General features: G+C 38.0%; 19 protein-coding genes and 1 riboswitch. Of the genes, 5 read left to right on the top strand and 14 right to left on the bottom strand.

The genetic code is table 11. The features are described from left to right. The first annotated feature begins 105 nt into the window (after positions 1-105). Positions 106-1,518 (top strand): polysaccharide deacetylase family protein, encoded by a 1,413-nt coding sequence (locus MHI22_RS18520; RefSeq protein WP_036117713.1) that lies wholly within the window; start codon positions 106-108, stop codon positions 1,516-1,518. 71 nt (positions 1,519-1,589) lie between these two features. On the opposite strand, the gene MHI22_RS18515 is transcribed toward MHI22_RS18520, so the two are convergent. The 4 genes from MHI22_RS18515 to MHI22_RS18500 all read right to left on the bottom strand — a co-directional run bounded on the left by MHI22_RS18515 (position 1,590) and on the right by MHI22_RS18500 (position 7,703). Next, complete coding sequence (locus tag MHI22_RS18515) at positions 1,590-3,686, bottom strand: beta-propeller domain-containing protein (protein ID WP_036117716.1); 2,097 nt, start codon at positions 3,684-3,686, stop codon at positions 1,590-1,592. 136 nt (positions 3,687-3,822) lie between these two features. Next, positions 3,823-5,016, bottom strand: coding sequence for an acyl-CoA dehydrogenase family protein (locus MHI22_RS18510; protein WP_340810251.1), 1,194 nt, complete (start codon positions 5,014-5,016; stop codon positions 3,823-3,825). Between the two features lie 9 nt (positions 5,017-5,025). Beyond that, positions 5,026-6,198 carry a saccharopine dehydrogenase family protein gene (locus MHI22_RS18505; protein WP_036117720.1) on the bottom strand — a complete coding sequence of 391 codons (1,173 nt, stop codon included), beginning with the start codon at positions 6,196-6,198 and terminating at the stop codon, positions 5,026-5,028. 26 nt (positions 6,199-6,224) lie between these two features. Then, on the bottom strand, positions 6,225-7,703 hold the full coding sequence (locus tag MHI22_RS18500; protein ID WP_036117723.1) for an aldehyde dehydrogenase family protein: 1,479 nt from the start codon (positions 7,701-7,703) through the stop codon (positions 6,225-6,227). A 417-nt stretch (positions 7,704-8,120) separates the two neighbouring features. On the opposite strand from MHI22_RS18500, the gene MHI22_RS18495 reads away from it, so the two are divergent. Further along, a complete protein-coding gene (locus tag MHI22_RS18495) occupies positions 8,121-8,921 on the top strand; it encodes a TIGR00266 family protein (RefSeq protein ID WP_089933090.1) in 801 nt (266 codons plus the stop codon). Positions 8,922-9,217: 296 nt separating this feature from the next. Here MHI22_RS18495 and MHI22_RS18490 read toward each other — a convergent pair whose 3' ends face one another. The 4 genes from MHI22_RS18490 to MHI22_RS18475 form a co-directional block, all read right to left on the bottom strand. After that, on the bottom strand, positions 9,218-10,180 hold the full coding sequence (locus MHI22_RS18490; protein WP_058844775.1) for a 2-hydroxyacid dehydrogenase: 963 nt from the start codon (positions 10,178-10,180) through the stop codon (positions 9,218-9,220). 641 nt (positions 10,181-10,821) lie between these two features. Beyond that, positions 10,822-12,114: a globin-coupled sensor protein gene (locus tag MHI22_RS18485; RefSeq protein WP_036117732.1), complete on the bottom strand. Its 1,293-nt coding sequence runs from the start codon at positions 12,112-12,114 to the stop codon at positions 10,822-10,824. Positions 12,115-12,453: 339 nt separating this feature from the next. Continuing rightward, the gene (locus tag MHI22_RS18480; RefSeq protein ID WP_170829842.1) at positions 12,454-13,290 is read right to left on the bottom strand and encodes an undecaprenyl-diphosphate phosphatase; all 837 of its coding nucleotides are present in this window, start codon (positions 13,288-13,290) and stop codon (positions 12,454-12,456) included. 104 nt (positions 13,291-13,394) lie between these two features. Beyond that, complete coding sequence (locus tag MHI22_RS18475) at positions 13,395-14,474, bottom strand: metallophosphoesterase (protein WP_058844777.1); 1,080 nt, start codon at positions 14,472-14,474, stop codon at positions 13,395-13,397. Between the two features lie 303 nt (positions 14,475-14,777). Between MHI22_RS18475 and MHI22_RS18470 the strand changes: the two genes are divergently transcribed. Further along, entirely contained in the window at positions 14,778-15,926 is a 1,149-nt protein-coding gene (locus MHI22_RS18470; RefSeq protein WP_058844778.1) for an acyl-CoA dehydrogenase family protein, read from the top strand. Between the two features lie 35 nt (positions 15,927-15,961). Here MHI22_RS18470 and MHI22_RS18465 read toward each other — a convergent pair whose 3' ends face one another. The 3 genes from MHI22_RS18465 to MHI22_RS18455 all read right to left on the bottom strand — a co-directional run bounded on the left by MHI22_RS18465 (position 15,962) and on the right by MHI22_RS18455 (position 19,947). Further along, on the bottom strand, positions 15,962-18,166 hold the full coding sequence (locus tag MHI22_RS18465; RefSeq protein WP_058844779.1) for a sensor histidine kinase: 2,205 nt from the start codon (positions 18,164-18,166) through the stop codon (positions 15,962-15,964). A 148-nt stretch (positions 18,167-18,314) separates the two neighbouring features. Then, positions 18,315-19,007, bottom strand: a complete 693-nt coding sequence (locus MHI22_RS18460) for a response regulator transcription factor (RefSeq protein WP_036117745.1) — start codon at positions 19,005-19,007, stop codon at positions 18,315-18,317. A 76-nt stretch (positions 19,008-19,083) separates the two neighbouring features. Next, entirely contained in the window at positions 19,084-19,947 is an 864-nt protein-coding gene (locus MHI22_RS18455) for a DMT family transporter (RefSeq protein WP_036117748.1), read from the bottom strand. A gap of 156 nt (positions 19,948-20,103) precedes the next feature. Between MHI22_RS18455 and MHI22_RS18450 the strand changes: the two genes are divergently transcribed. After that, positions 20,104-20,334, top strand: a complete 231-nt coding sequence (locus MHI22_RS18450; protein WP_036117751.1) for an excisionase — start codon at positions 20,104-20,106, stop codon at positions 20,332-20,334. A 64-nt stretch (positions 20,335-20,398) separates the two neighbouring features. On the opposite strand, the gene MHI22_RS18445 is transcribed toward MHI22_RS18450, so the two are convergent. The 3 genes from MHI22_RS18445 to MHI22_RS18435 form a co-directional block, all read right to left on the bottom strand. Next, positions 20,399-21,385, bottom strand: coding sequence for a homoserine dehydrogenase (locus MHI22_RS18445; protein WP_036117793.1), 987 nt, complete (start codon positions 21,383-21,385; stop codon positions 20,399-20,401). 477 nt (positions 21,386-21,862) lie between these two features. Further along, positions 21,863-22,249 (bottom strand): hypothetical protein, encoded by a 387-nt coding sequence (locus tag MHI22_RS18440; protein WP_141905157.1) that lies wholly within the window; start codon positions 22,247-22,249, stop codon positions 21,863-21,865. Positions 22,250-22,585: 336 nt separating this feature from the next. Next, on the bottom strand, positions 22,586-23,887 hold the full coding sequence (locus tag MHI22_RS18435; protein WP_340810241.1) for an O-acetylhomoserine aminocarboxypropyltransferase/cysteine synthase family protein: 1,302 nt from the start codon (positions 23,885-23,887) through the stop codon (positions 22,586-22,588). Positions 23,888-23,998: 111 nt separating this feature from the next. After that, positions 23,999-24,112, bottom strand: a riboswitch (SAM riboswitch). A 155-nt stretch (positions 24,113-24,267) separates the two neighbouring features. On the opposite strand from MHI22_RS18435, the gene MHI22_RS18430 reads away from it, so the two are divergent. Continuing rightward, the gene (locus MHI22_RS18430; RefSeq protein WP_036117761.1) at positions 24,268-24,900 is read left to right on the top strand and encodes a glycerol-3-phosphate acyltransferase; all 633 of its coding nucleotides are present in this window, start codon (positions 24,268-24,270) and stop codon (positions 24,898-24,900) included. Positions 24,901-25,018 lie beyond the last annotated feature (118 nt).

The following is a 25,018-nucleotide window of genomic DNA, read 5'->3' as shown; positions in this document are numbered from 1 at the left end:
TTACTATAAATTAACATTAAAAGATCCGTAATTTGTATAACTTTTTTAATGATTAACACGTCTGATTGTATAGAGAATAAAAAAGAGGGGAGCGTATCCAACACCATGCAGGAACGCAGAAAAAAACGCGGTCCAATAATTGATTTTTTATTACTGGGCCTTATTGTAACCTTAACAACAGTTATACTAGTTATTATCCTATCAAAGGATGAATTTAAGTTTCAAAAGATTAGTGCTTCAAAAGAAGAATCTAAGACAGAATCGGTCAATAGTAATTTATCGACTGAAAGTTCTGCGTTTCCAGGCATACGTATTGTTACAGACGTTTCTAATGATAAACGAACACCATTTGCTATACATTACCCACAAACAGATAACAAAGTTTTTAATGACGCCGTATTACAATACATATCGGATTCAAAAGAAAACTATCTAGCATCTATGAAAAAAAATAAAGATAAAGAAGCTATGGGTGAATTAAATATTAGTCTTGAAACATTTCCATACCGAGAGCATTATTATTCCTTTGTTCTAACAAAAATGGAGTACCTTGGTGGAGCTAATCATGAAGTCTCAACGAAAACATTCTTCATTAATAACGAAACAGGCGAGCAAATTACAATTCAAACCCTTCTACAAAATGACGAGAACAACTTATCAACGTTAGCTGCCAATGTACGAAAGGATTTGCAGAAAAACCTTCAAATAAAGGATGAGCTTTTCACTGATGAATTACTGAAAGCTACAGAGCCAAAATGGTCTAACTTCAATCGCTTTGCTATTGTCGACGATTCATTACAATTCTATTTCAATGAATATGAGATTGCTAGCGGAGCAGCAGGTGCCCCAATAGTGAAACTACCCCTTTCACTTATTAACCCATTGTTAGCCTCTGAGTTTCAAATTGCTATGGAAAATGTAAAACCAACAAATCCACCGCCTACAGGTGATCCGAATAAGAAACGTATTGCATTAACATTTGATGATGGTCCACATCCAAAAGTGACGGAACAAATTTTAAACATTCTCGATAAGTATCACGCAAAAGCAACCTTCTTTATGCTCGGTAGTCGAGTACAATATTATCCTGATATTGCAAGAGATGTATTGGCGCGGGGCCATGAAATTGGCAATCATTCGTGGAACCACCCTGTCTTAACAAAGCTTACACAAGAGCAAGTGATGAAAGAGTACAATACTACAGCCAATGAAATAGAAAAGGCAATTAATCATGGTGCTACAGTTTTCAGACCACCTTATGGTGCAACTAATGACACGATTAATGCCGAGATCCCTATACCTGTAGTGCTATGGTCGATTGATACATTGGATTGGAAGCATCGCAATGCACAGCAATTATTGCCACATGTAAAAAATAATTTGCACAATAATGCCATTGTCCTAATGCACGATATACATCAATCTACTGCGGATGGACTTGATGCTGTCCTTGCCTATTTACAGGAGCAAGGTTATGAATTCGTAACGGTATCAGAAATACTACCATATCGTCAATAGTATGAACCCTTTTCATATATTCAATGAAAAAGTCCAATGAATTTTCAAACGAATTCATTGGACTTTTCTTATTATTTTATTGTTAATGTATCTAAAGGCTTGAAGTCATTTAGCTGATAGCTCTTTACCTCGTTACGCGCTATTGTATAAAGAGCATCATCTATATAGACTACTCGTTGTACAACCTGCTCCCAATTCTCATATGGCTCATTAGTATTACGATTGATTATATTTCCTTTTAAAACAATCCCTTTATCAGCAGTAATTTCATAAATTTGAGCACCATGACCTTGGTACACAATCTCATCACCCTTACCTGCATCATACAGTACTACTGGGAAGCCAAAATAATTGAATTCCTTATTGCGGAATAGCGCTTTCGGATTATATTGCACATCAGAGTAAGAGCCTTTCCCACCGATTTTTACTGTCGATTGTTCTTTTGGGTTACTGAAGTCTGACACATCAAATAGTGACATCTTCATATTGGTTGTCACCGTAAAATTACGTTTCGTATAAGCATCATAGCGTTGCTCTGTATCATAACCAATGCCCATTAAATGTGTTTCATCTATTGGATGTAAGTAATTACTGAAGCCTGGAATCTTCAATTCCCCTAATACTGCTGGCTTTTTTGGATTTGCTACATCAATGACAAATAGTGGATCTACTTGTTTAAATGTCACTACATATGCTTTTTCTCCCATAAAACGAGCAGAATATATTTTTTCTCCAGGCGCCATATCCTTTACCGAACCAAGTGGTTTTAAATGTTCATCTAAAATAAAGAGGTGATTATAGGAAGTACTTTTCTCATCCCACGTATTGCCCTCGGTTGTAAAGATTCGGAAATTACCTTTGTATTCGTCCATTGAATACTGATTTAAGACAGTTCCCTTTACTTCTGTACTTCCAGCAAAATTTAAAGTCGTTCCATCTACATTCCACTTAAAAATCTGAGTGTCTGCTGACCTAGGTAGCCAAATCATATCCATAACTCGTTTATTGGATGGAGCAGCCTGATTATTTTCATAAATTGGTGTCGTTAAATATAGGGCATTTTCTGACATATAAAGACCACTACTTCCACCTAAATACCCTTTTGTATTGGCTGTTGTCTTAGCTCCATTTTTTAAATCGACAGCTGTAATTAAACTATAGGTACCATCCATTGTATTAGGTAATATAGAGATTTTTTCTAAAGGTAGGCTTGTGTACGCTGATCCTGCTACACTATCAAATGTTTTAGGCTTTAATTCGGCTTTTTTGTCTTCTTGCAGCATCCAATAATTCGGATACATATTACCAATTATATATAATGTGTCCTTCGTAATACGAATATCCTGTAAAAAGCCTTCTTGCCCAACATGACGTACATGTTTTGGATTGCCTGGATTCGAAATATCATAAAATGAGGCTGTTACCATGGCTGTACCAGCCTTTTCAATATATTCATCCCCAATGGCAATTAATAGATTGTCATATAATGCAAGCTTAGAAATATATTGTGACTCTTTTAGTTTAATGCTTGTCGCTAACTTCAAATGCTTAGGATCTTTAGCATTGACAACCGTAATACTCTGATCCTTTACACTGTAAATAAAGCCGTCTTTTACGACAACAATATCACCCTCTTCTACACCGTCTACTTGGTTATTGGTTGTAGACTCGTTATTAGCAGTGGCTTTATCTTCACTTGCTGCACTTTCAGCTTTCTCTTCCTCTCCCCATCCAACTCTTTGAGTCGTTAACAGCTTTTTAAAATATTGCTGGAGCTCTTTTTCAGATTTGACGGCTGTTAACGTTTCAATAATAGTAAATGAAATCGTCTGTGAAGAGACATTCAGCCCCCCTTGTGCGAAGGCTTCCTTTTTCACATGTAATTGATAATTCCCTGGTGCTAACTTCTTGACCACTATTGTTTTTTGATCTTCTAATAATTCAATTGTTGCAGGCACTTTTTGGCCTTTTGCCGTTGTAATAAAGACATAGTCCTCTGTAATCTTGTTTTTCTTTAAAGCTACTGAAAAAGATGCTTGCCAGCTTTGTGTAGCCATGCTGGTGCTAGCGGCCTTTGCAGTCACATCCGTATTCACCATCCATGTGAAAACGCCAGGCACGATAGCTACAACAAGTATCAACATAATTACCAACCATTTGTTTTTCATCATTTTTCCTCTCTTTCATTTACTTGTTTATCCATTAGACTAATAAAAAATCGGAAAGTTACATTTTTCTGAATTTTTTAATGTAGGTTATGACTTCACAAAAAAAACAAGGGGGGAATACTCCCTCCCCCCTCGTTTATTCTTCAAACGGCCATTTCGGCAACATGTTTGATAAAGACTTATCTCGACGTCTTCCTAATACATAATCAGCCTGCATAATGGTATGAATTTCACGGGTTCCTTCATAAATAACAGGTGCTTTTGAGTTTCGTAAATAACGGGCAACTGGATATTCATCTGAATAGCCATATGCACCATGAATCTGTACTGCATCATCAGCAGCCTTATTGGCAAAGTCACACGCTTGCCACTTTGCTAAGGATGTCTCGCGAGTATTTCGAACACCTTTATTTTTCAGTTCACCTACGCGATAGACAAGAAGACGACTCATTTGATAGCCGGCTTCCATATTAGCAATCATTTGTCCAACAAGCTGGTGCTCTCCAATAGGCTTACCAAATGTCTCTCGTTCATGACAATATTTCACACTAGCCTCTATACAAGCTTGGATTAAACCAACGGCACCTGCCGCTACTGTAAATCGACCATTATCAAGCGCAGACATGGCAATTTTGAAGCCTTCACCCTCTTCACCAAGTCGGTTTTCAACTGGCACACGTAAATCTTCAAAAAAGAGCTCACCTGTATTACCAGCACGAATACCATATTTTCCTTTAATCGCTTTTGACGTAAAGCCAGCCATCGAACGTTCTACAATGAACGCACTAATCCCATGATGTTTCTTCGATTTGTCTGTATAGGCAAAAACGAGAAAATGATCTGCGATATCACATAAGGAAATCCATGTTTTCTGCCCATTGAGGGTATAATGATCGCCATCACGAACAGCTGTTGTTGACATGGCAGCTACATCAGACCCAGCGCCTGGTTCTGTAAGACCAAATGCTCCAATACGAACACCTTTAGCCTGCGGAACAAGGTAGCGCTGCTTTTGCTCTTCAGTACCCCACTGCATTAAGGTCATGCTATTTAAGCCCGTGTGGACAGATACAGCTGTGCGAAATGCTGTATCTCCCCGTTCAAGTTCCTCACATACGATGGCAAGAGCATTATAATCCATACCACTACCACCGTATTGTTCAGGAACACAAACACCCATTAAGCCTAACTCAGCAAGCCTTGACCAAATTTTAGCATCAAAGCCTCCATCAGCATCCCACTTTGCAATGTAGGGAATGATTTCTTCATCAACAAACTGTCTTACCGTTTTTCGTAGCATTTCCTGTTCAGTGGACATTTCAAAATTCATGGTTAGCACCTACCATTTCACGATCATAGCAGACTTATGTGATGTCTCTTTAATCACCACGCCACGTTTAGCCATCTCTTCGATATACGTATCACCAGGAACTATTGCTTCAGGTGGAAATACACCATGCTCTGTAATAGCACCCGCTCCTATCATCTGCGCTACAACAGAAATGGTATTAGCAGTAGCACGAGCCATGGCTGTTTCATTAATTGTCATATCCTTACGTACAACCATTTCATATTCATACGTTACCTGCTGTTGTGCTTTTTCACCAGCTACAATGACACGTAACAGTACAGCATCTGGTTTTGTGCCCAGTTCAAGCTTCTTTTTAAGCGCCTCTCGTACAACGGCACGAACAGGTACTTCTTGATTATCAACTTCTACCTTATTAGTGGAATCAAGGAATCCTAAGTCAGCTAAAAGCTTAAATTTCTCTGCGTGACCTTTATAGCGGATCGTTTTATATTCTAATGTGCGGACATTGGGGAATGTCTTATACAATGTGGAAATGCCACCAGATGTATAAAATGCCTCTAGCACACCGAAGTCATCAAAATAAATAGGTTCAACGCCAGACAGGGATGGAACTTCTTCAAGCTTGCCCTTCTGAATCGTTTTGGAAGGCTCTGTATAATGATCGAATACGCCATCTAAAGAAAACACACGTGTATAATGAAGTGGAGGCTTTGGATCAGTTGGAATACCACCTACAAATAGTTTAATAGAATCGACATCATCTAATTTCGATGCACCATAGCCAGCAAGAATATTAATCATACCTGGCGCAACACCTAAGTCCGGAATGATTGTGACACCTTTTGCTTTTGCTTCCTCATGAAGATCTAATATCTTCTCTGTCACACCACCAATATGACCGCCTAAATCTACGGAATGTACGCCTGCCTCAATCGCTGCTCTCGCTACTCGCTCATTGAACGAATAAAATAGCGCATTGACGACAACGTCACCCTTAGACATAACGTCCATTAATGAATCATCACGCTCTGCATGAAGCTCCACAACCTCCACTTTATTAGAGTCTAGCGTATCTACAAAATCCTGTGCTACTTTTACATCGATATCCCCTAAAAACACACTCTCCACTTTATCATTTTTTATTAAATCACGAGCTACCTCTTTACCCATTAAACCTGCACCTAATACAACAACTTTCATCAAGAACATCCCCTTTCGTTGATCTGTTACTCTGTATCGATTTGTGCTCTTTGTAATTTACCGCTGTAGTCTACATAAATACTCTTCCATTCTGTGTAAACATCTAGGGCCGCTACACCTGAATCACGGTGTCCATTACCAGTCCCTTTTGTGCCACCAAATGGCAAATGGATTTCAGCACCTGTTGTGCCTGCATTTACATAAACAATACCTGTGTCCAAATCACGTTGTGCGCGGAAAATTGTATTTACATCTTGTGAGAAAATGGAGCTAGATAAGCCAAACTTCACACCATTATTTACTTCAATTGCTTCTTCCAAGCTTGCTACTTCAATGATAGAAACGACTGGGCCAAAGATTTCTTCTTGGGCAATAATCATGTCAGGCTTCACATTTGTAAACAGAGTTGGCTCATAATAGAACCCTTTATCGTAAGGTGGTTCATTTAATATTCTGCCCCCTGCTAATAATGTGGCTCCCTCTTGTTTGCCTATTTGCACATAGTGATTAATCTTTTCCAATGCGGCTTTATTAATCACTGGCCCGATTTTAACGTCCTTTTCTAGACCATCGCCAATTGTTAGCTTTTGCATTTCATCTAAGAGACGCTTTTCTAATTGTTCTTTTACATCTTTATGCACAATGACTCGGCTACATGCTGTACACCTTTGTCCAGCAGTACCAAATGCACTCCATAAAATCCCTTCTGTAGCTAGCTGTAAATCGGCGTCATTCATGACAATGACAGCATTTTTTCCACCCATTTCTAAAGAAATCTTTTTCAAGTGCTTACCGCCAAGCTCGGCTACTTTACTACCCGTTGTCGTAGAACCAGTAAAGGAAATAACCTTGACATCAGGGTGTTCAATTAACGCTGTCCCTACTGTAGGCCCTGTACCAAACACAATATTAGCGACTCCATCTGGTAAGCCCACTTCTTCAAAAATTTTACCCATTTCATAGGCCATCATCGGTGTCTCATTCGATGGTTTCCAAATAAATGTATTCCCCGCAACAATGGCTGGAAATGACTTCCACGTTGCAATGGCAACAGGGAAATTCCAAGGCGTAATGAGTGCCACCACACCGATAGGTGCCCTTACACTCATGGCAAATTTATTGGCAAGCTCCGATGGTGTTGTTTCGCCAAACAATCTTCGACCCTCACCAGCCATATAATAAGCCATATCAATTCCTTCTTGCACTTCTCCCCTAGCCTCTTCAATTACCTTGCCCATCTCTTTTGTTAAAACGGTCGCCAAATATTCTTTCTTCTCTTTCATTTTGAGACCGATGGCATATAAATAGTCTGCACGCTTTGGCGCTGGTACAAGTGCCCAGCTCTTTTGTGCTTGTTTGGCAGCAGCTACAGCCTCATCTACCTCATTTGAAGTAGAACGTGGTATGGTAGCAAGCTGCTCACCATTTGCAGGGTTCGTCACTGCTATACTTTGTAAATGTGAATGTGTGACCCATTTACCGCCAATATAGTTTTTAATCTCCACTACATACACCCCCTGAAATACTCTATGATGCCTCGGCTGTTGTACCAGTTGTATTCCATTGGTACAGCGTCTGTAACAGAATGAAATATGTCAATATTCCGAATTTTCTAGATGCAATATACCTGGTCATACTAGCATTTACCTAATAATCGGTGACAACTACCAGAGGCTTTATTTTCATCTAACGTCATTACCTCCATATAGAGGATGACTTCTAAATTTAGAAGCCACTTAAGGTTATGTATATTCACAATACCCTTCGTTATATGAAAATAAATAATACACATTCTAGTTTTTTATATTCGACATTTTCTAGCTAATTCCCTTTTTTTCTAAAATATTTAATTTCCTATTGAAACTAATGTGATTTATAATCGTATACAATATCATTAAATTTACTTTTGGAGGAATCCCTTTATGAATAATCATGAAATTGACTACAAGTTATTTGGTGACGACATGCAATATGTGCAAGTTGAGCTTGATCCTCAAGAAACAGTTGTTGCAGAAGCAGGAGCTTTAATGATGATGGATGACTCGATCCATATGGAAACTATTTTTGGTGATGGCTCACGAGGTAGCTCACAAAGTGGTCTAATGGGGAAATTATTTGGTGCTGGAAAACGACTAATTACTGGTGAAAGTTTATTCATGACGACATTCACAAATGTTGGTGCAGGTAAAAAGCATGTTTATTTCGCTTCACCATACCCAGGTAAGATTATTCCAATGGATTTAAGCCAATTGAACGGTAAAATCATTTGTCAAAAGGATGCATTCTTAGCAGCAGCTAAAGGTGTTTCTGTTGGCGTTGAGTTTCAGAAAAAAATCGGTGTAGGCTTCTTCGGCGGTGAAGGCTTTATTATGCAAAAGCTTGAGGGAGACGGTATGGCATTTGTACATGCAGGTGGAGCGATTCACGAAAAAACGTTACAGCCGGGAGAAGTGCTACGTGTAGATACAGGATGTTTGGTGGCGATGACATCAAATGTAGATTACAATATCGAGATGGTTGGAGGCGTAAAAACTGCACTATTTGGTGGAGAAGGGATCTTCTTTGCTACACTACGCGGCCCAGGGACTGTGTGGGTACAATCATTACCATTTAGCCGTTTAGCAAGTCGTGTCTTTGCAGCAGCACCTATTTCGCAAGGAGGGGGCGGTCAATCTAAAGGTGAAGGCGGCATCGGTGGCATATTCGATTTATTCAATAAATAAGAAAACATAAGGCTGGAACAAAAAATGTTTCAACCAACAAAAATACCGAACTATCCAATGAAACACTTATAAAGTGTTTCGGAATAGTTCGGTTTTTCTATTTGTCATGTTTTGTTATTAAGAAATTATTCGACTTCTTGAAAGAACAATTTAGAGCAAACGTGGTGAGTGAAGCGGCTAACGGACGCCCTGAAAGGACACTGGAGGAACGGAAATCAATCCCACAGCTTACTAAAAAGTTTTTTCTAGTCTTTTTTCAATGTGTAGCATGTCAGCAAATGATATGCTCCTCTTTTTTAATCAATTCGATTGGAGATTGCCTTGCCTTGTCCATAAGCCGTTAATGCTTTCACATTTAGCATCAGCATGGCCGTTCTCGTTGCTAACGAAGCGCTACCGATATGTGGAAGTGCTACTACATTTGGAAGAGTTAATAAAGGATGATTCATAGCAATCGGCTCTTGTTCAAAAACATCTAGCCCCGCAGCCCACAGCTTACCATTTTTCAAAGCATCATACAGGGCAGCCTCATCAATGATCCCACCACGGGAAGCATTTATTAATACAGCATCTTCCTTCATCAAAGCTAGTTCCTGTGCCCCAATGAGTCCTTCCGTATCAGTATTATAAGGTGTCATAATCACAACAAAATCAGATTGCTTTAAAAGGTCTTCCAATGAAACATACTGGAAGCCATACATTTCTTCCGCTTCATGCCGACGTCTGCGATTATTATATAAGATTTTCATATCAAAACCTTTTGCTCTTCTAGCAACAGCTTGGCCAATTCGCCCCATGCCAATAATTCCTATTGTTGCTCCTGATACATCCTTACCAACCAGTTGCATTGGATACCAGCTGTTCCATTTGCCTTCACGTAAATATCTTTCACTTTCTGGAATTCTACGTGCAGTTGCAAGCAGTAAGCCAAATACTAAATCCGCAGTCGTATTGGTTAAGACACCTGGTGTATTTGTCGCCATAATGCCTTGTTTCCGTAAAGCTTTCACATCAATATTATTATAGCCAACTGCTAAATTGGTAACTAATTTCAAATTGGGTGCATGTGAAAGTAACTCTTCATCTACTTGATCGGCTATCGTTACCCATAGCACCTCACAGTCAGCGACAGCTGCTAGCAATTTGTCTCGTGGAATAACCAGGTCTTCTTCTTCCCACTGCGAGATTTCATAAAACTCCTGTAATGGTTCAACAATATGTGTAGGAAATTTACGTGTTATAAATAATTTCTTTTTCATGCTCCAAAAACACCCCTCTACTCATTTCCCTAATTCGCCTATAGCGTAACACTTAAAACAAGCATTTTCTAGGGTTTTCTAGTCTGTATCCTTCCATAACTGATAGTTATTAGCTAATTCATCAGCCTCATTTTTAGTTTATCCGTGTAATACATCATTCTATCCTAATCCACAGCACGAAAAAAACTATGCATAGATTGGATGCATAGTTTTTCATAATGTTGGAAAACAAAACCTTCAATAACATTTTTGTGAAAGTTCCATTGTAGGCTACTTGCATTCTGTAAGCGAGTACTACCCCATGGGAATCAAGTAGCCCAATCAATAAAAATATTTCTTTTGAGCAAAGGTTTTCAACTAAAGTGGAAGTATTCACTACTCTTTATGGAGGGGTGTTGTCACTCATCGCTTCTCCACATTGAAAATAAAAGCCTATCCTTACTCTAATCATACAAATAAAGAGCTATTTTGTTCACTAAGGCTCGTATGAAAGATTAGGAAAAGACTCTTTTGCGCATGGTTGATTGGAGTGGAGCCAGCGTCACTCCTAGGGATTTAGCGTCACAGCTGAGACGCTGGCAGAACGGAAATTAACCCCTCGCCTTTCAAACTTACTTTTTCTGCCGTTGACATCAACACTATTAAAATTCTCTAATTGTTGTATTTAAGCGATTGGCCACTTTCTCTAATGCTCCAGAAGATTCACCAATAGTTTCAATAATCTTTACTAATTCAGCTATTTGACTACCAACATTTTGAAAGTTAGAGATAGAATCTTCCACAGAACCAGAAATCGCATCAAATGCTTTTAGCGACTCGGCATTGCGTTCAATACTACTATTCACGAGTTGCTGTATATCCTGAATGGCTTGGACCACCTGTGTTGTAATACCGTTCGACATCATAATTAGTTCAGCTATTTGTTCGACTGAGCTTTTCGTTTGATCAGCAAGCTTACCTACTTCATTTGCAACGACTGCGAAGCCCTTACCATGTTCGCCAGCACGTGCTGCTTCAATTGCAGAGTTCAGCGCAAGTAAATTGGTTTGCCCTGAGATGCTTTTCACAATTTCTACAACTGCATTAATTTTGGAAGAAGAGGCATCTAACTGCTCCACCATATTAGCCATCTCAACTGTTTTATGATGAATTTTTCCAGTTTGCTCATTGATAGATACAATTTTAGTATAACCTTCACTAGACACCTTTTGCATAGATTGTGCCTCTTGCATACTATCTGTCAAAGAATCATTGACATGCTGTGCACTATAAACAAGTTGTGTTACTGTTTCAGTCGTATTTTGAGATTGAACCTCCAACTGTGTTGAAATGCCGCCTATGACATCCTTTACATGCTCCCTAACGCTATTGCGTTGTTTCTCTATTAATATACTGGCATAGTTATCGTATTCTTCCAAAACAATTTGCTGCTCGAAATTACATATTTTACTAACAGCATCACAAAATTTCTCTTCCTCGTCTTTAGATAGTCGAAGCTCATAAATAATTTTACGTAGTGATTTTTCAAGAATGTAAAAGGCTGCTAAATACCATTTAGGATAGAGATTAATCTTCACATGCATCTTTGCCACACGGCTTCGCTTCTCTAAAAAAGCTTCATCTATACGCCCCTCAAACATTTCAATAATATGATGGCGTAATGTTTGCCGTAAGCGCTCGCTAGAACTATGCTTTTGTATCACAGCCTGTAAAGAGGGCACGCTTTCAATAGCATGATAAAATGCACCAACCACCTCAACAACGTTTCTTTCCACATAAGGCTTTAAGCTTTTAATCAATTGAAGGTCGTATACACTTAATCCTACAAGATTTAACTGAAATAAACGTTCTGGCTCTTCAATAAAAATACCGACAGCTGCTTCATCACTAATTTCAATTGTATTTTTCTTAGATCTATTTACAATTTGAAACATTTTCTCCACCTCATATTATAATCATATACCGAACTAAGTCTATTATCCTAAATGCTATTCAATAACAACAAATATTTGGACATTCTATGTATCAATTATAATCTCAAAATAAACAAATGAATAATAAAGAGGTAAATGATAGCTATTATCATTATAATCCTCTATACATTTGTACTATTCAATAAGTCTTTATAACTATTTTACTCATTTTTCAAAAAAATGATGGCTGGAGTAATAAAAAAAGCCACTGCTTCTTATCAAAGAAGAGTCCTGCACCCCTAAAGTTTAGATTTTTGACTCTAACTTTAGGGGTGCAGGACCAAGAGTGACCTTTTTTATTTACATAAAAATAATTACACAAAGAACTGCGGCTAAAACTAAACGATAAATCGCAAAAGGCATTAACTTCACCTTTGAAATAAGTGCTAGGAAAAACTTGATGGATAGTAAGGCAAAGATAAATGAACTAATAAATCCAACTGCATAGAATCCAAAATAGTCCATCGATAAAGTATCCCAGTTTTTCAGAACGGATACTAGACTAGCCCCTGCCATGATTGGCACTGCCATAATGAATGTAAAATCGGCTGCAACACGGTGACTCATACCAAAGAGTACCCCACCTGAAATAGTCGCACCTGAACGAGAAAAACCTGGCCATAAAGATAGACATTGAACTAACCCAACTTTAAATGCTAAACCATAGGATATCTTGTCTAAAGAATCTACTTTTGGTTTTCTTGGTGCCAATTTATCCGCAGCAATCATTAGAATTGCTCCTGCCACTAAAGCATAAACTACATGTTCTACTTTAAATAAATGGTCGTCTATAAAATCTTTAAACGCAAAACCTAAAACAACTGCTGGCAGCATCCCAACAATAACATGCAATAAGTTAAAACGGCCGTTTATGGATTTTGATTGACCGTCAATATTATATAAGCCAACTAAGCTTAGCATACGTTTCCACATCACTACGATAACCGCTAAAATGGAGCCGAGCTGCACAACAATTTTAAATGTGTTAGCAGGATATTTTCCCAAAAACTCCTCTGTCTTTAACCACATATCATCCACGATAATCATATGACCCGTAGAAGATACTGGTGCGAATTCCGTCATACCTTCGACAAAGCCTAATATTAACGCTTTTAATAATTCTATAATTTCCACCATGTCACCTTACCTTTTTTAATCAAATACCCACCTATTATAAGATACTACGTTTTCATATACTACTGTCATTTCACCTAGGTAGCTCATTTCAAGATTACCACACACTATTGAAAGTTTATATCCACTACCCAAAGCTCTGATCTACTACCAATTCGCATCGGTGGTCCCCAGAAGCCATAGCCTGATGAAACAAGTGTATGCATATGCTCCTTCAACTTATAACCATAGTCCAGTTCAAATACCCGAGCCGTTATATACTGGTTTGGCCATAGCTGACCCTTATGTGTATGACCTGACATATGTAAATCAACCCCCATTGCCGTTGGTGTTACCAAGTCATCGGGTGTATGGTTCATCACAAGCCATGGCAAGTTATCAGATACCTTTAATTCTTCAAGTGTTTTTCTTTCTTTATTCGTCCTATCCTCTTGCCCTGTTAATACAAACGCATCTTCTATACGAATTGTTTCATCTAGCAGTATTTTCACATTGGCATTTTCCATTTCCTTTACAAACTCAGGAATTTTTTTACCGTAATATTCATGGTTACCCAATATCCCATACGTTCCATATGTAGATGTTAATCCTTTCATGACATCCGCCATGCCCTCTTGAACAAACCATTTTGGATCATCATCCACGATATCGCCAGCTAACAATACAATATCTGGCTGCGCTTCATTTGCCAAGTTTACAAATCGTTGCAAATGCCTTTTATGCGATAATACCCCTAAATGAAAATCAGATGCCACAACAGCTCTCAGTGATTCTAGTTCACTTTCCTTTTTGGCTACCGTTATTTCTAAATGACGAACTACTGGTGAATAAGCTAAATAAGAGCCGATGATACTTAACAAAACTAGGACAGCAACTGCTATACTACCAATTATTTGTACATTTTTAAAGGGAGTTAACCAAACAATCAATTGTGAAGCTAAACACAGTAATAAGCCGTATTCAAAGAGAAACATCCAGTAATTACTGATGACCGAAAAAAACCGTAAAGACTCATGTAATCTTCCGATAATAATACTAAAAGCAACAATATACAGGATCAGCCAAAATAGGACTGGATAACGGAACCATCCCATCGCTACAAGCCACTGCTTTACTCCCCACCCTAAATAGAAAGTCAACGCACTATAAATACTAATTAAAAGTATACCACCGATTACTTTTGGCATAACCTAGTCCTCTACTTTCTTCTATAATTTAGTTGATTATATCATTATACTTAACAATCATATTGCTTGAAGCCCTTGAATAATCTTCTATCTGAAAATAGGAACTGATTACAGATGACAACTATAAGTTTACCTTTTTATTTCCTTCGATTCTCTCGTTCTACATGACATTCCACCATATTTAGATGACATTTTCGTCATTTTCACACTAAAAGCCACTTTAATTTCTACAAATCTTCCAGTAACATAATAGATGAACGAGAAAATTTACGCATTTACGAGCAAAAAGGGGTGCTATTTCGAATGACACGTTATAAATTTGAAACAATAGAGCATGAGTTATTTCGTAAAACCTTCCGTAAGTTTTTAGCTGAAGAAGCTGAGCCACATTATATTCAATGGGAAAAAGACCATCTAATTCCACTTTCCTTTTGGCGCAAGCTCGGTGAGATGGGCTACCTTTGCCCACAGGTCGAGGAGCAGTATGGCGGGCTTGGTCTGGATTTCAGCTTCGGTGTTATTATTCAAGAGGAGCTAGAACGTATAGGTTCAAGTCTTATTGGGATTGGACTGCATAATGATATTGCCGTACCTTATATCGAGGCTTATGGTACACATGAACAAAAATCTCGCTGGCTGCCTAAATGTATTTCAGGCGACTATATCACTGCGATTGCGATGACTGAGCCTGGTACAGGTTCAGACTTGGCAAATATACAAACAACCGCGATCCGCGATGGTGACTTTTACATTGTCAATGGACAAAAAACCTTTATCACTAATGGCATTCATACAAACTTAGCCATTGTTGCAGTGAAAACAAATCCACAGGTGGAGAAAAAGCATCGCGGCATCAGTCTACTTGTCATTGAAGAAGGTACACCTGGCTTTACAAAAGGAAGACAGCTCGAAAAGGTTGGGATGCATGCCCAAGATACGGCAGAACTCTATTTTGAAGATTGCCGAGTGCCTGTGCAAAACCTACTTGGAGAAGAAGGCAAAGGTTTTCACTATATGATGGAAAAGCTACAGCAAGAGCGATTAGCAGTAGCGATTGCTGCACAAACAGCCGCAGAGGATATGCTTACCTTGACATTAGACTATGTAAAATCACGTCAAGCCTTTGGTAAAACAATTGGCGACTTCCAAAATACAAAATTTAAAATTGCTGAAATGGCTACTAAAATTGAGCTTGGAAAATCATTTTTAGAATCCTTGATTGAAGAGCATATTGCTGGGAAAGAGGTTGTGACAAAAGTATCTATGGCAAAATACTGGATCACAGAAAATGCACGTGAGCTTGCCACGCAATGTATGCAATTGCATGGTGGCTATGGCTATATGGAGGAATATAAAATTGCTAGAAGGTATAGAGATATACCTGTTATGTCCATCTATGCTGGTACCAACGAAGTGATGAAAGTCATTATCGCCAAAAATTTAGGCTTATAAAAAGATGGCGGCAAATTTCTGCCGCCATCTTTCCATTATACTGCTGGAATTCGAACAATTACTTTAAATAGATCGCCATCTACATCAATACTCATTCTTGCCCCATGTAAGTCGACAATAGATTGTGCAATCGCTAATCCAAGTCCTGAGCCCTCTGTATGTCTTGAAGCATCTGCACGTTTAAAGCGTTCAAATAATTCCTCGGCATCCTCACTGATTTCATATTTCGCAACATTTTTCACTGTAAATTCAGCATCACCATCTGCCGTACGTTTCAACGTCACGTATACACGTGTTCCTTCTAACGCATATTTCAAGACATTCACAATTAAATTATCGATGAGTCTCCACCATTTTTGACCGTCCACATATGCATAGATGGGATCGTGTGGCATCGTCATACGTAAATCTAAGCTTGACTGTGTCAAATCCTCTTTATGCTCCCCTACCGCTTGCTGAATAAGCTGCGTCAAATCTACTCGACTGCGATGGAGTTCAATATTGCCACTTGCCATTTTTGACACTTCAAAAAGGTCTTCAATCAATACTTTTAAACGCTCAGATTTTTTATCGAGAATTTGAATGTATTGTTGACGTTCTTCGTCTGTAATAGTGGGCTTTTTCAGTAAATCCGTATACGTAATAATAGAGGTTAATGGCGTACGTAAATCATGACTCACATTTGTAATAAGCTCTGTTTTCAAACGTTCACTTTTCGCCTGCTCATGCATGGACGTACGAACACCTTCTCGTAAATGGTTAAGATTTTCAGCATGACCTGCAAGCGGTGATTTGCCTTTTACCTTCACATCTCGGTTTAAACGTCCTTCAGCCATATTCTTCGTATCCTTCATAATGCGATTTAAATAACCCATTCTTGATAGGAAAACAACCAGAGCAGGAATTCCTACGAACATACACATAGCAAGAACAAGAACTGGAAAACCGCCTCCTCTTAACATAGAAGCGACAAGGCTACCTCCCCCAAAGAAGGCTGCAGCTAACATGACCAATGAATGCAATGCAATAGAACGATTGATAAATAAATCAGTCATCGAATCGCCAAGTGACCATAAATAACTTGATTTCATATTTTCTTCTAGCTTTTTCAAAGTATCCACTCTTGTATACAGCCAAATTAATTGTACAAAGAAAGCACTGCCTATAACGAATAACACAGCTATTTTAAAGGCAGAATCTAGTATAGACCGTACATAATTATATTGATAATTGTAATCGTAAGTGTATTCAATAGATTCAAAAACAATTTGGGAAGTAAAAAGATACATAAATCCTGTGATCAATACTAGAATAACCTGAAAGTCAAACTTTACCTTAGTTAAAATCTCTTTTTCCTTCATATTCGTGACAGTTTGTAGTACAACCTTACGACCTCTCCATGCAAAGATTGCCGTTACTATACTAGTCAGCCACACAAAGAAAAAGGTATATTGATTACGGTGAAAACGATTATAATCCTGCATAACGCCTAATGATTGAACTGCTTTTTTCGAGATGGTTAAGACACCCATATATTCAGCTGTTTCATAAAAATTATCTACATCCACATATGCTTCTGTACTGTAAAAAATATCCCTTAAATTATTACTAATATTTCCTGCATATAATGGGTTTCGCTCAGAATATTTTATTTTATAGGCACTGCTTTCTGAAACATCACCTGCACGGTATATTTTACCTGTTTCAATATTCGTCAACTCATAGGACCAGTAGTCATAGTTTTTTCCAAAGCTTTTCGCTTCGGCTTGTACTGACTTAATATATTTATCAATTAATGCTTCTTTTTCAGCACGAATCTTCTTTCGCACATGCTCATCATTTTCAAAGTTTGCCGTAATATCTTTAATCTTATTATCGCGTTCAGTCTCTAGCTTTATTTGTAATTCTGCAGCATTGGCATCCACTGCTTCTTGAATTCGCTGTCCGTATTGCTGTTTAATATTATCGATTTGCTGTCCCAATGTACCATAGTAATTACGATGATCTTCTATTTCTGATTGCGTAATTTCTATTTCATCTTTAAAATCTGCGGCATTCGGTACATTTAACACTAACGGTCCTAGTTCTGCTGTGAAATTATCGATTTCATGCTGGAAATTTTCCGATTGGAAATAGGATTTACCAATATACTGATAACCTACATGCCAAAAAGTAAAAATACCAAAAATTGTCCAAATGAAACACATTAACACTAGAGAGGATTTCCATTTTTTTATCATACCTCTTACACTCCTCTAAAAAATTCTTTCCAAAAATTGCAAAACCTCTGAGGAGCGAGAATCGACGATTTGATAGGCATAAACACCAAAATAAATGAGCCCAACAACACCTGCTATAAATCCTGCAATCGTCATATACTTCTCTAGTTTATTTTTCCATTTTATAGCCAACGCCCCATACCACCTTTAGATAGCGCGGATTTTTCGGATCTGCTTCAATTTTTTCACGTATCTTCCGAATGTGAACAGCTACAATATTTTCAGCATTGTACGCCTCCTCATTCCAAACACGTTCATAAATTTCACGTATCGAAAAAACACGCCCTACATTTTTCATTAATAATTCCGTGATTTTATATTCTATTGGAGTTAGTCGAACAGGTTCTCCTTCTAGTATGACCTCTTTTGCATCTTCATCAAGAACAAGTCCGTCAATTTCCACTTTTGTCGCTCCTTCACTATACGTCCCTAGTTGCACATAACGTCGCAACTGCGATTTCACTCGTGCCAATAGTTCTAATGGATGAAATGGCTTCGTCACATAATCATCAGCTCCAACGGATAGCCCATGTATTTTATCGCCATCCTCTGCCTTTGCACTCAGCATAATAATTGGAATATTGCGCTCCTCCCTAATTTTAAAGGTTGCTGTAATGCCATCCATGTTTGGCATCATGATATCTAAAATAATTAAATGTACTTCATTGTTCTCTAGCTTTTCTAATGCATCTTGGCCGTCTGCTGCTTTAATGACATGATAGCCTTCATTTTTTAAATAAATTTCAATACCATCACGAATATCTTGATCGTCATCTGTAACAAGAACTGTTAATTTCGTCATGATATACACCTCGCTCTCAAATATCAGTGTACCTTTCAAATCTTAAAAACCAGCTATTATAAAAATGAAGAATTTCTTAAGGTTTTCGTTTTTTCCTTCCACCTATGGTTAAAACAACAATGCCACCTAGTAGCATTGCTAGACCAAGCCAGGACACGATACTTAATTGTTCTCCAATGAAAAACACCCCAAGAATGGCAGCAGTTAATGGCTCTGCTAATGACAGTGTTACAGCTGAGGATGAACTAATTTTTTGCAGACCATTTAAAAACAATAAATACGCCACGCTTGTACACATAATTCCCATGAATAGCATTGTCCATAAGTTATGTGTATTCCCTAACCAAGCAAATCCATTTTCAAAAGAAAACGGCAGTAAAAATAACGTACAAATAGAGAATGTCATGGCGACTGCTGGCAATGCCTCTTCCTGTGCCATTAATTTTTTACTAATGTTTGTATAAAATGCAAAGGACACACCTGCACAAAGTGCTAGTGCAAATCCACCTATATGAACAGACTCGTCTCCATTATTCATAAATAATAAAAGACATCCGATAATCGCCATCAGTGTAGCAAGTCCCCATACCGCTGTCGGACGAGTTTTCCAAATAAGCCATTCTAAAACACCAGAAAATACTGGTGCACTACCAATTGTCGCAACTGTTCCAATGGCTACTCCTGTTAGACGGATAGATGAAAAGAAAAGACCCTGGAAAAGAGCAATACTGGCTGCAGCTAAAATCGTCCATTTCCATGACCATTTTCGAAAGTTAATTTTCCGTAATGAAATGGTAATGGCTAATAATAGACCGCCACCAATTGCAGAACGAATAGTGGCCACTGCTATTGGAGATACCCCTTGATTTAAAAATGTTTGAGCTGTTCCTGTCATTCCCCATAGAATGGCTGCTAGTAATACCAACAACGGATTTAACATTTATCAATTCATCCTCGCTTTATTACTTCATTAATACTAATAATACATATTTATCCAAAATCAAACAATTATCATTTTTACTTTTTCTTTCAATTAGCCTAGTATGCTTTCTCAACAATGGAAGTTATAATATATACAGTAAAAGGAGCGAATCGTATGTACAAAACAATTGCAGAGACAGCTGTTGATCTTGGTATGCCTGAGGATCAAATTATGCGTCTAGTTTATGAGGGGCGTATCCGTTCTGTTTACGATGGAGAACAAACCCTAATCAATAGCGGCCAATTTAGCACGTATTTTAAACAATTGGAACGTATTAAAGAGGAAATCGAAATTTGGCGTTCTACCCCTATTCCAGAAGATATAGATGTGAAAGATGAAGATTAAAAAAACCCACCATTCATACAATCGAACATTGTTGAGTGGCGGGTAATTTTAAAAAATAAGTTTATTAGATTGTCACAACAAATCCTGCTCTTTTCCCAATGATTTCAGCATAGTCCTCTACCATGACACTCGCAGTTGGGTACATTCCTGCCCCAGGGCCAACTAATGTTAATGTCCCAATATAGTTAGTCTCTAACGCTACCGCGTTGAACACATCATCAACGGGATAAAGTGGATGTTCTTTATCAACCAGTTGAGGACCAACTTTAGCGATAATTTTACCGTCAGCCCTTTTTTCCACTTCAGCGACATGGCGGTAACGCAGACCGTTTTCACACGCTTCACGGACTTGTTCAGCCGAAATGCTATCGATACCAATTACTTCTACATCAGCCCAATCTGGTTGCTCTCCGAAAGCTAAAGCACTTAAAATCATTAATTTTTTAAAGGCATCCTGACCAGAAATATCATTATATGGATCCGCCTCGGCATAACCTAAACTTTGCGCCTCTTTTAAAGCTGTTTCGAATGACCAGCCTTGTGCACGCATTTTTGTTAAAATATAATTACATGTGCCATTCAGGACTCCTTGAATACGGCTCACATCATTAACAAGTAAAATATTTTTCATTGTTTTAATAACAGGTACGCCACCTGCAGTAGTTGCCTCATAGCCTACAAAAACACCATTTGCTTTTGCCAGATCCTGCAACTCTAAGCCTCGTTTAGCAAACATCACTTTGTTGGCTGTAACAACGTGACATTTATGCTCAACTGCTCTTTTTAAATAACTGTATGCAGGCTCTTCATTTACAATCGCTTCAAACACAACCTGCATACCTGGCTCTGCTAAGACATCATCCATACTCGTCGTCATTAAATGCGCTGTACCTGGTACACGTTCACGACTAGCATCTGTCACTAAAATCTTTGCTACCTCTAATTCAATACCTAATTTATTTTTTAGCTCTTCTCGCTTTTCATTTAAAATATGATAGATCCCTTGACCCACCGTTCCAAATCCTAAAATCGCTGCCTTTATAGTTGCCATTTCTGTTATTCCCTCCAACTTACATTCCGCAGTTTCATCAAAGCTAATTTCTCCATGGGGTTGTGTCATGATAATTGGACACCCACCGCAAGCTTTAGCCAATTACTCTTCTTTGTACGAGTTTCGCTATTTTAGTATGTGTTGGAACACATACAAATTCAAATAATTCTAAATTTATCTTAAAGAAAATTGTAACGCAAATACATACTTAGCACAAGAAAAATCTTTCTAGGAAGGACATTTGTTTTCTCTAGATGTGCAAAAGAAATCGGTTTCATTCCCTTTATTATACGTTTTTTTAGTTGATCTATAAGATTTGAACAAAAATTGACTATTTCCATTTAAATATATGAATGTCTTTCTTCTATTATATATGTATGCTTGGACACCCATCATCTTGTTACTATTTTAATGACCTCTAAAGAAAAAACTCATTCCCTGTAGCAGCAGAGAATGAGCTTTAATATATGGGGGTTTTCAACTTGCTTTTGAAAGCAATTGATAACGATAATGTGTTAAAGCTTGTTGAACAAGACTAATTTCTTCTTCTGTAAAATTTGGTATTGCATACGTACGTTCCACTAATTGAAATGTACCGTATTTTAAGTAAAGCTCTGTTGCAGGAAGTGCAATATGGCTCACACCGTAATGTTCATATGCCTCAAAAACTTCCTTTACAGTATAGCCCTCCTCTTCAGCCACAACATACTCTTGAAATGCTGTATGACCAAAGACTTGCTTCCATTTTTTATCGACTGATGTAAGTAAGTGTTGAATGGATTGATTGTTGACAAAGACATGACCTTCATTCAGCTCATAAATTAGATAGGATGCAATGTTTTGTGCACTATAGATATTACCCATTTTAAACACTCCTTTATCATCAGTTTTTTTGGAAGAGCAGTCACTGGCTATGCGACCACTCTTCTTCTATATATTCAAAAGTGGGGGGAGCACTTATGAAAACATTTACCTTATAACAAGAATTTTCGTATTCTTAACTTATTCCCTAGTATATAACACGGAATTAACTAAGTCAATAATACACATAAAAATACTTGGTTTTATTTTTAAAAAAGTTCTGATAATTGATGGATTTTATACTTGGTTGATGTAGCAACGTTTGACGCAATGCCAAATGAGGCAATTCGAATGAGAAAATACGTAAACTCTACAACATCTTCCCTTGCGTTCTAAAACTTAAGCTTCTACAGTTTGTTCAGTTGTTGTGGCAAGCGTAATGGCTTGTTCTAAATCAGCAATAATATCCTCTACTGCCTCTAAACCGATGGATAAGCGAATGAGCGACTCGGTTACGCCAGCTTGAATTAATTCATCTGTTGATAATTGCTGATGTGTAGTAGATGCTGGGTGAATAATGAGCGATTTGGCATCCCCTACATTTGCTACATGTGAAAACAGCTTCACGCTATCAATTAGCTTTCGACCAGCCTCACGTCCACCTTTAATGCCAAATGTAAGCACAGAACCGAAGCCATTTTTCAAGTATTTTTTCGCCAAATCATGTGTCGCAAAATCTTCTAGGCCATTATAGTTTACATACTCCACAGATGGGTGGTTTCGTAAATATTCAGCAACTGCCAACGCATTTTCATTGTGTTTAGGGATACGCAAATGAAGCGTTTCTAAACCTTGTAGTAAATTAAACGCTGCGTCAGCACTTAATGTTGGACCGAAGTCACGTAACAACTGTACGCGTAGCTTCGTAGCAAAAGCAGCAGAAGCTGTATCAATTCCGTAACGTAATCCATGGTAAGAAGCATCTGGTTCCGTAAATCCAGGGAATCGTCCACTAGTCCAATCAAACTTACCAGCGTCTACAACAACCCCACCTAAAGTTGTACCATGACCACCTATCCATTTAGTTGCGGAGTGAACAACAATATCTGCACCGTATTCAATTGGTGTGGAACCATAAGGAGAAGCAAATGTACTATCGATAATTAATGGTAAACTGTTAGCATGTGCAATCTTAGCTACTGCTTCAATATCTAAAACTTTTAAACTTGGATTACCATAAATTTCAGCGAAGACAGCTTTCGTTTTATCGGTAATCGCAGCCTTAAAATTCTCTGGGTTTGTTTCATCTACAAAAATTGTTTTAATGCCATACTTCGGTAATGTGTTAGCAAATAAATTATACGTACCACCATATAAAGAACTACCTGCTACTATTTCATCGCCTGCTCCAGCTAGATTTAAAATGGAAAATGCGATAGCTGCTGCACCAGATGAAAGTGCTACTGCTGCTGTTCCACCTTCCAATAAGGCCACACGCTTTTCAAAAACATCCACTGTCGGATTTGTAATCCGTGTGTAAATGTTCCCCGCTTCCTCTAAGGCAAAAAGACGTTGCGCATGAGCAGTGTCCTTAAATACGAAAGCAGTTGAGCGATAGACAGGAACTGTTCTAGAGCCCGTCACTGGGTCTGGCTCTTGACCACCATGTAACAGCAATGTTTCTGGTTTAAAATTTGTCATTGTGTACCTCCAATTATTTTTTTACGATGGTACCGGAGATGAGGAGGATTTATGTGTAGAAAACAAAACCCTCTCCTGTTAAGAAGAGGGTTGCGGTTGCAAGTTTTCCTCCCCTTATCTGCCAGATCCAAGTAAGAATCTGTAGGAATTAGCACCTTAGTAAGTTCATCACTTACTGGTTGCTGGGCATCATAGGGCCTATCCCTCCGCCGCTCTTGATAAGAGTATGAGATTCAATTTCCATCGTTGTAACACAGTATAAACATAGAGTTTTTTTCTGTCAATATGTAAATTTTATTTTTTCCGAAACTTCTGTCAGCTCTTATACGTAATATGAACGCATACACTAATTTAGAAAAAAATTTGAAAGGAGTATTTTTATGGTAAAAGCCGTGATCATTTTTCTCTTAGTTGGATATTTAATTGGCTGTATTCACGGCTCTAAAGTGGCACAATTTTTATCGGGGGTTGATTTAAAAAAAGCTGGCCATGGCAATGCAGGTGCCTCTAATGCTACACTTTCCCTCGGCTGGAAATATGGCGTTTTAGTAGCCCTAATCGATATTGGCAAAGGCGTTGTAGCTATTATCGGTGCACACTTTTATTTAGCAGATGCTCCGCATTTAACCGAAGGAGAAATATGGCTCCTGACCTACATTATTGCTGCAGGGGTTATTTTGGGTCATAATTTCCCATTTTATATGGGCTTCAATGGTGGGAAAGGAACTGCCTCTATTATTGGAATTCTACTTGCTGTAGATTGGAAGATTGGTTTATTTGCACTTATTTTATTTGTCATTTTATCCTTTGCAACTAACTATTTAATTGTCGGTGTTCTAGAGTTTTATCTCGTTTTTTGTACGGCAACATATTTATGGATTCCTGGAATTGGCCCAACTATAATTGCTGTCCTTCTTTTTGGCATAGCTATTATCCTGCACATCGAAAATATCCAACGATTAGTGAAGGGTACAGAGCCTAAAGTAACGTCTGCATTTAAGAAAAAGAAATAATATTACAATGGATATTTTTGTATTTTTTATGACCGTATATTTTCTCTTTATCTACTTATATCGCTGTAAAAAGCAGCTATTCTGCATACTTATTTTTTTACAATAAAATAGACAAGTT

This window comes from Lysinibacillus sp. FSL L8-0312 (assembly GCF_038003285.1).
GTDB lineage: Bacteria > Bacillota > Bacilli > Bacillales_A > Planococcaceae > Lysinibacillus > Lysinibacillus fusiformis_D.
Note: the sequence above shows the minus strand (reverse complement) of the source record. Positions and strands in the feature narration are given on the sequence as shown.

What these genes read in the sequence shown, in the direction of transcription:
- MHI22_RS18435 (WP_340810241.1), bottom strand. Translation starts at nt 23,887, where the DNA reads ATGACAAATTTTAAACCAGAAACATTGCTGTTACATGGTGGTCAAGAG.
- MHI22_RS18470 (WP_058844778.1), top strand. Translation starts at nt 14,778, where the DNA reads ATGACACGTTATAAATTTGAAACAATAGAGCATGAGTTATTTCGTAAA.
- MHI22_RS18490 (WP_058844775.1), bottom strand. Translation starts at nt 10,180, where the DNA reads ATGAAAAAGAAATTATTTATAACACGTAAATTTCCTACACATATTGTT.
- MHI22_RS18455 (WP_036117748.1), bottom strand. Translation starts at nt 19,947, where the DNA reads ATGTTAAATCCGTTGTTGGTATTACTAGCAGCCATTCTATGGGGAATG.
- MHI22_RS18475 (WP_058844777.1), bottom strand. Translation starts at nt 14,474, where the DNA reads ATGCCAAAAGTAATCGGTGGTATACTTTTAATTAGTATTTATAGTGCG.
- MHI22_RS18430 (WP_036117761.1), top strand. Translation starts at nt 24,268, where the DNA reads ATGGTAAAAGCCGTGATCATTTTTCTCTTAGTTGGATATTTAATTGGC.
- MHI22_RS18480 (WP_170829842.1), bottom strand. Translation starts at nt 13,290, where the DNA reads ATGGTGGAAATTATAGAATTATTAAAAGCGTTAATATTAGGCTTTGTC.
- MHI22_RS18505 (WP_036117720.1), bottom strand. Translation starts at nt 6,198, where the DNA reads ATGAAAGTTGTTGTATTAGGTGCAGGTTTAATGGGTAAAGAGGTAGCT.
- MHI22_RS18495 (WP_089933090.1), top strand. Translation starts at nt 8,121, where the DNA reads ATGAATAATCATGAAATTGACTACAAGTTATTTGGTGACGACATGCAA.
- MHI22_RS18450 (WP_036117751.1), top strand. Translation starts at nt 20,104, where the DNA reads ATGTACAAAACAATTGCAGAGACAGCTGTTGATCTTGGTATGCCTGAG.
- MHI22_RS18510 (WP_340810251.1), bottom strand. Translation starts at nt 5,016, where the DNA reads ATGAATTTTGAAATGTCCACTGAACAGGAAATGCTACGAAAAACGGTA.
- MHI22_RS18465 (WP_058844779.1), bottom strand. Translation starts at nt 18,166, where the DNA reads ATGATAAAAAAATGGAAATCCTCTCTAGTGTTAATGTGTTTCATTTGG.
- MHI22_RS18520 (WP_036117713.1), top strand. Translation starts at nt 106, where the DNA reads ATGCAGGAACGCAGAAAAAAACGCGGTCCAATAATTGATTTTTTATTA.
- MHI22_RS18445 (WP_036117793.1), bottom strand. Translation starts at nt 21,385, where the DNA reads ATGGCAACTATAAAGGCAGCGATTTTAGGATTTGGAACGGTGGGTCAA.
- MHI22_RS18485 (WP_036117732.1), bottom strand. Translation starts at nt 12,114, where the DNA reads ATGTTTCAAATTGTAAATAGATCTAAGAAAAATACAATTGAAATTAGT.
- MHI22_RS18515 (WP_036117716.1), bottom strand. Translation starts at nt 3,686, where the DNA reads ATGAAAAACAAATGGTTGGTAATTATGTTGATACTTGTTGTAGCTATC.
- MHI22_RS18460 (WP_036117745.1), bottom strand. Translation starts at nt 19,007, where the DNA reads ATGACGAAATTAACAGTTCTTGTTACAGATGACGATCAAGATATTCGT.
- MHI22_RS18440 (WP_141905157.1), bottom strand. Translation starts at nt 22,249, where the DNA reads ATGGGTAATATCTATAGTGCACAAAACATTGCATCCTATCTAATTTAT.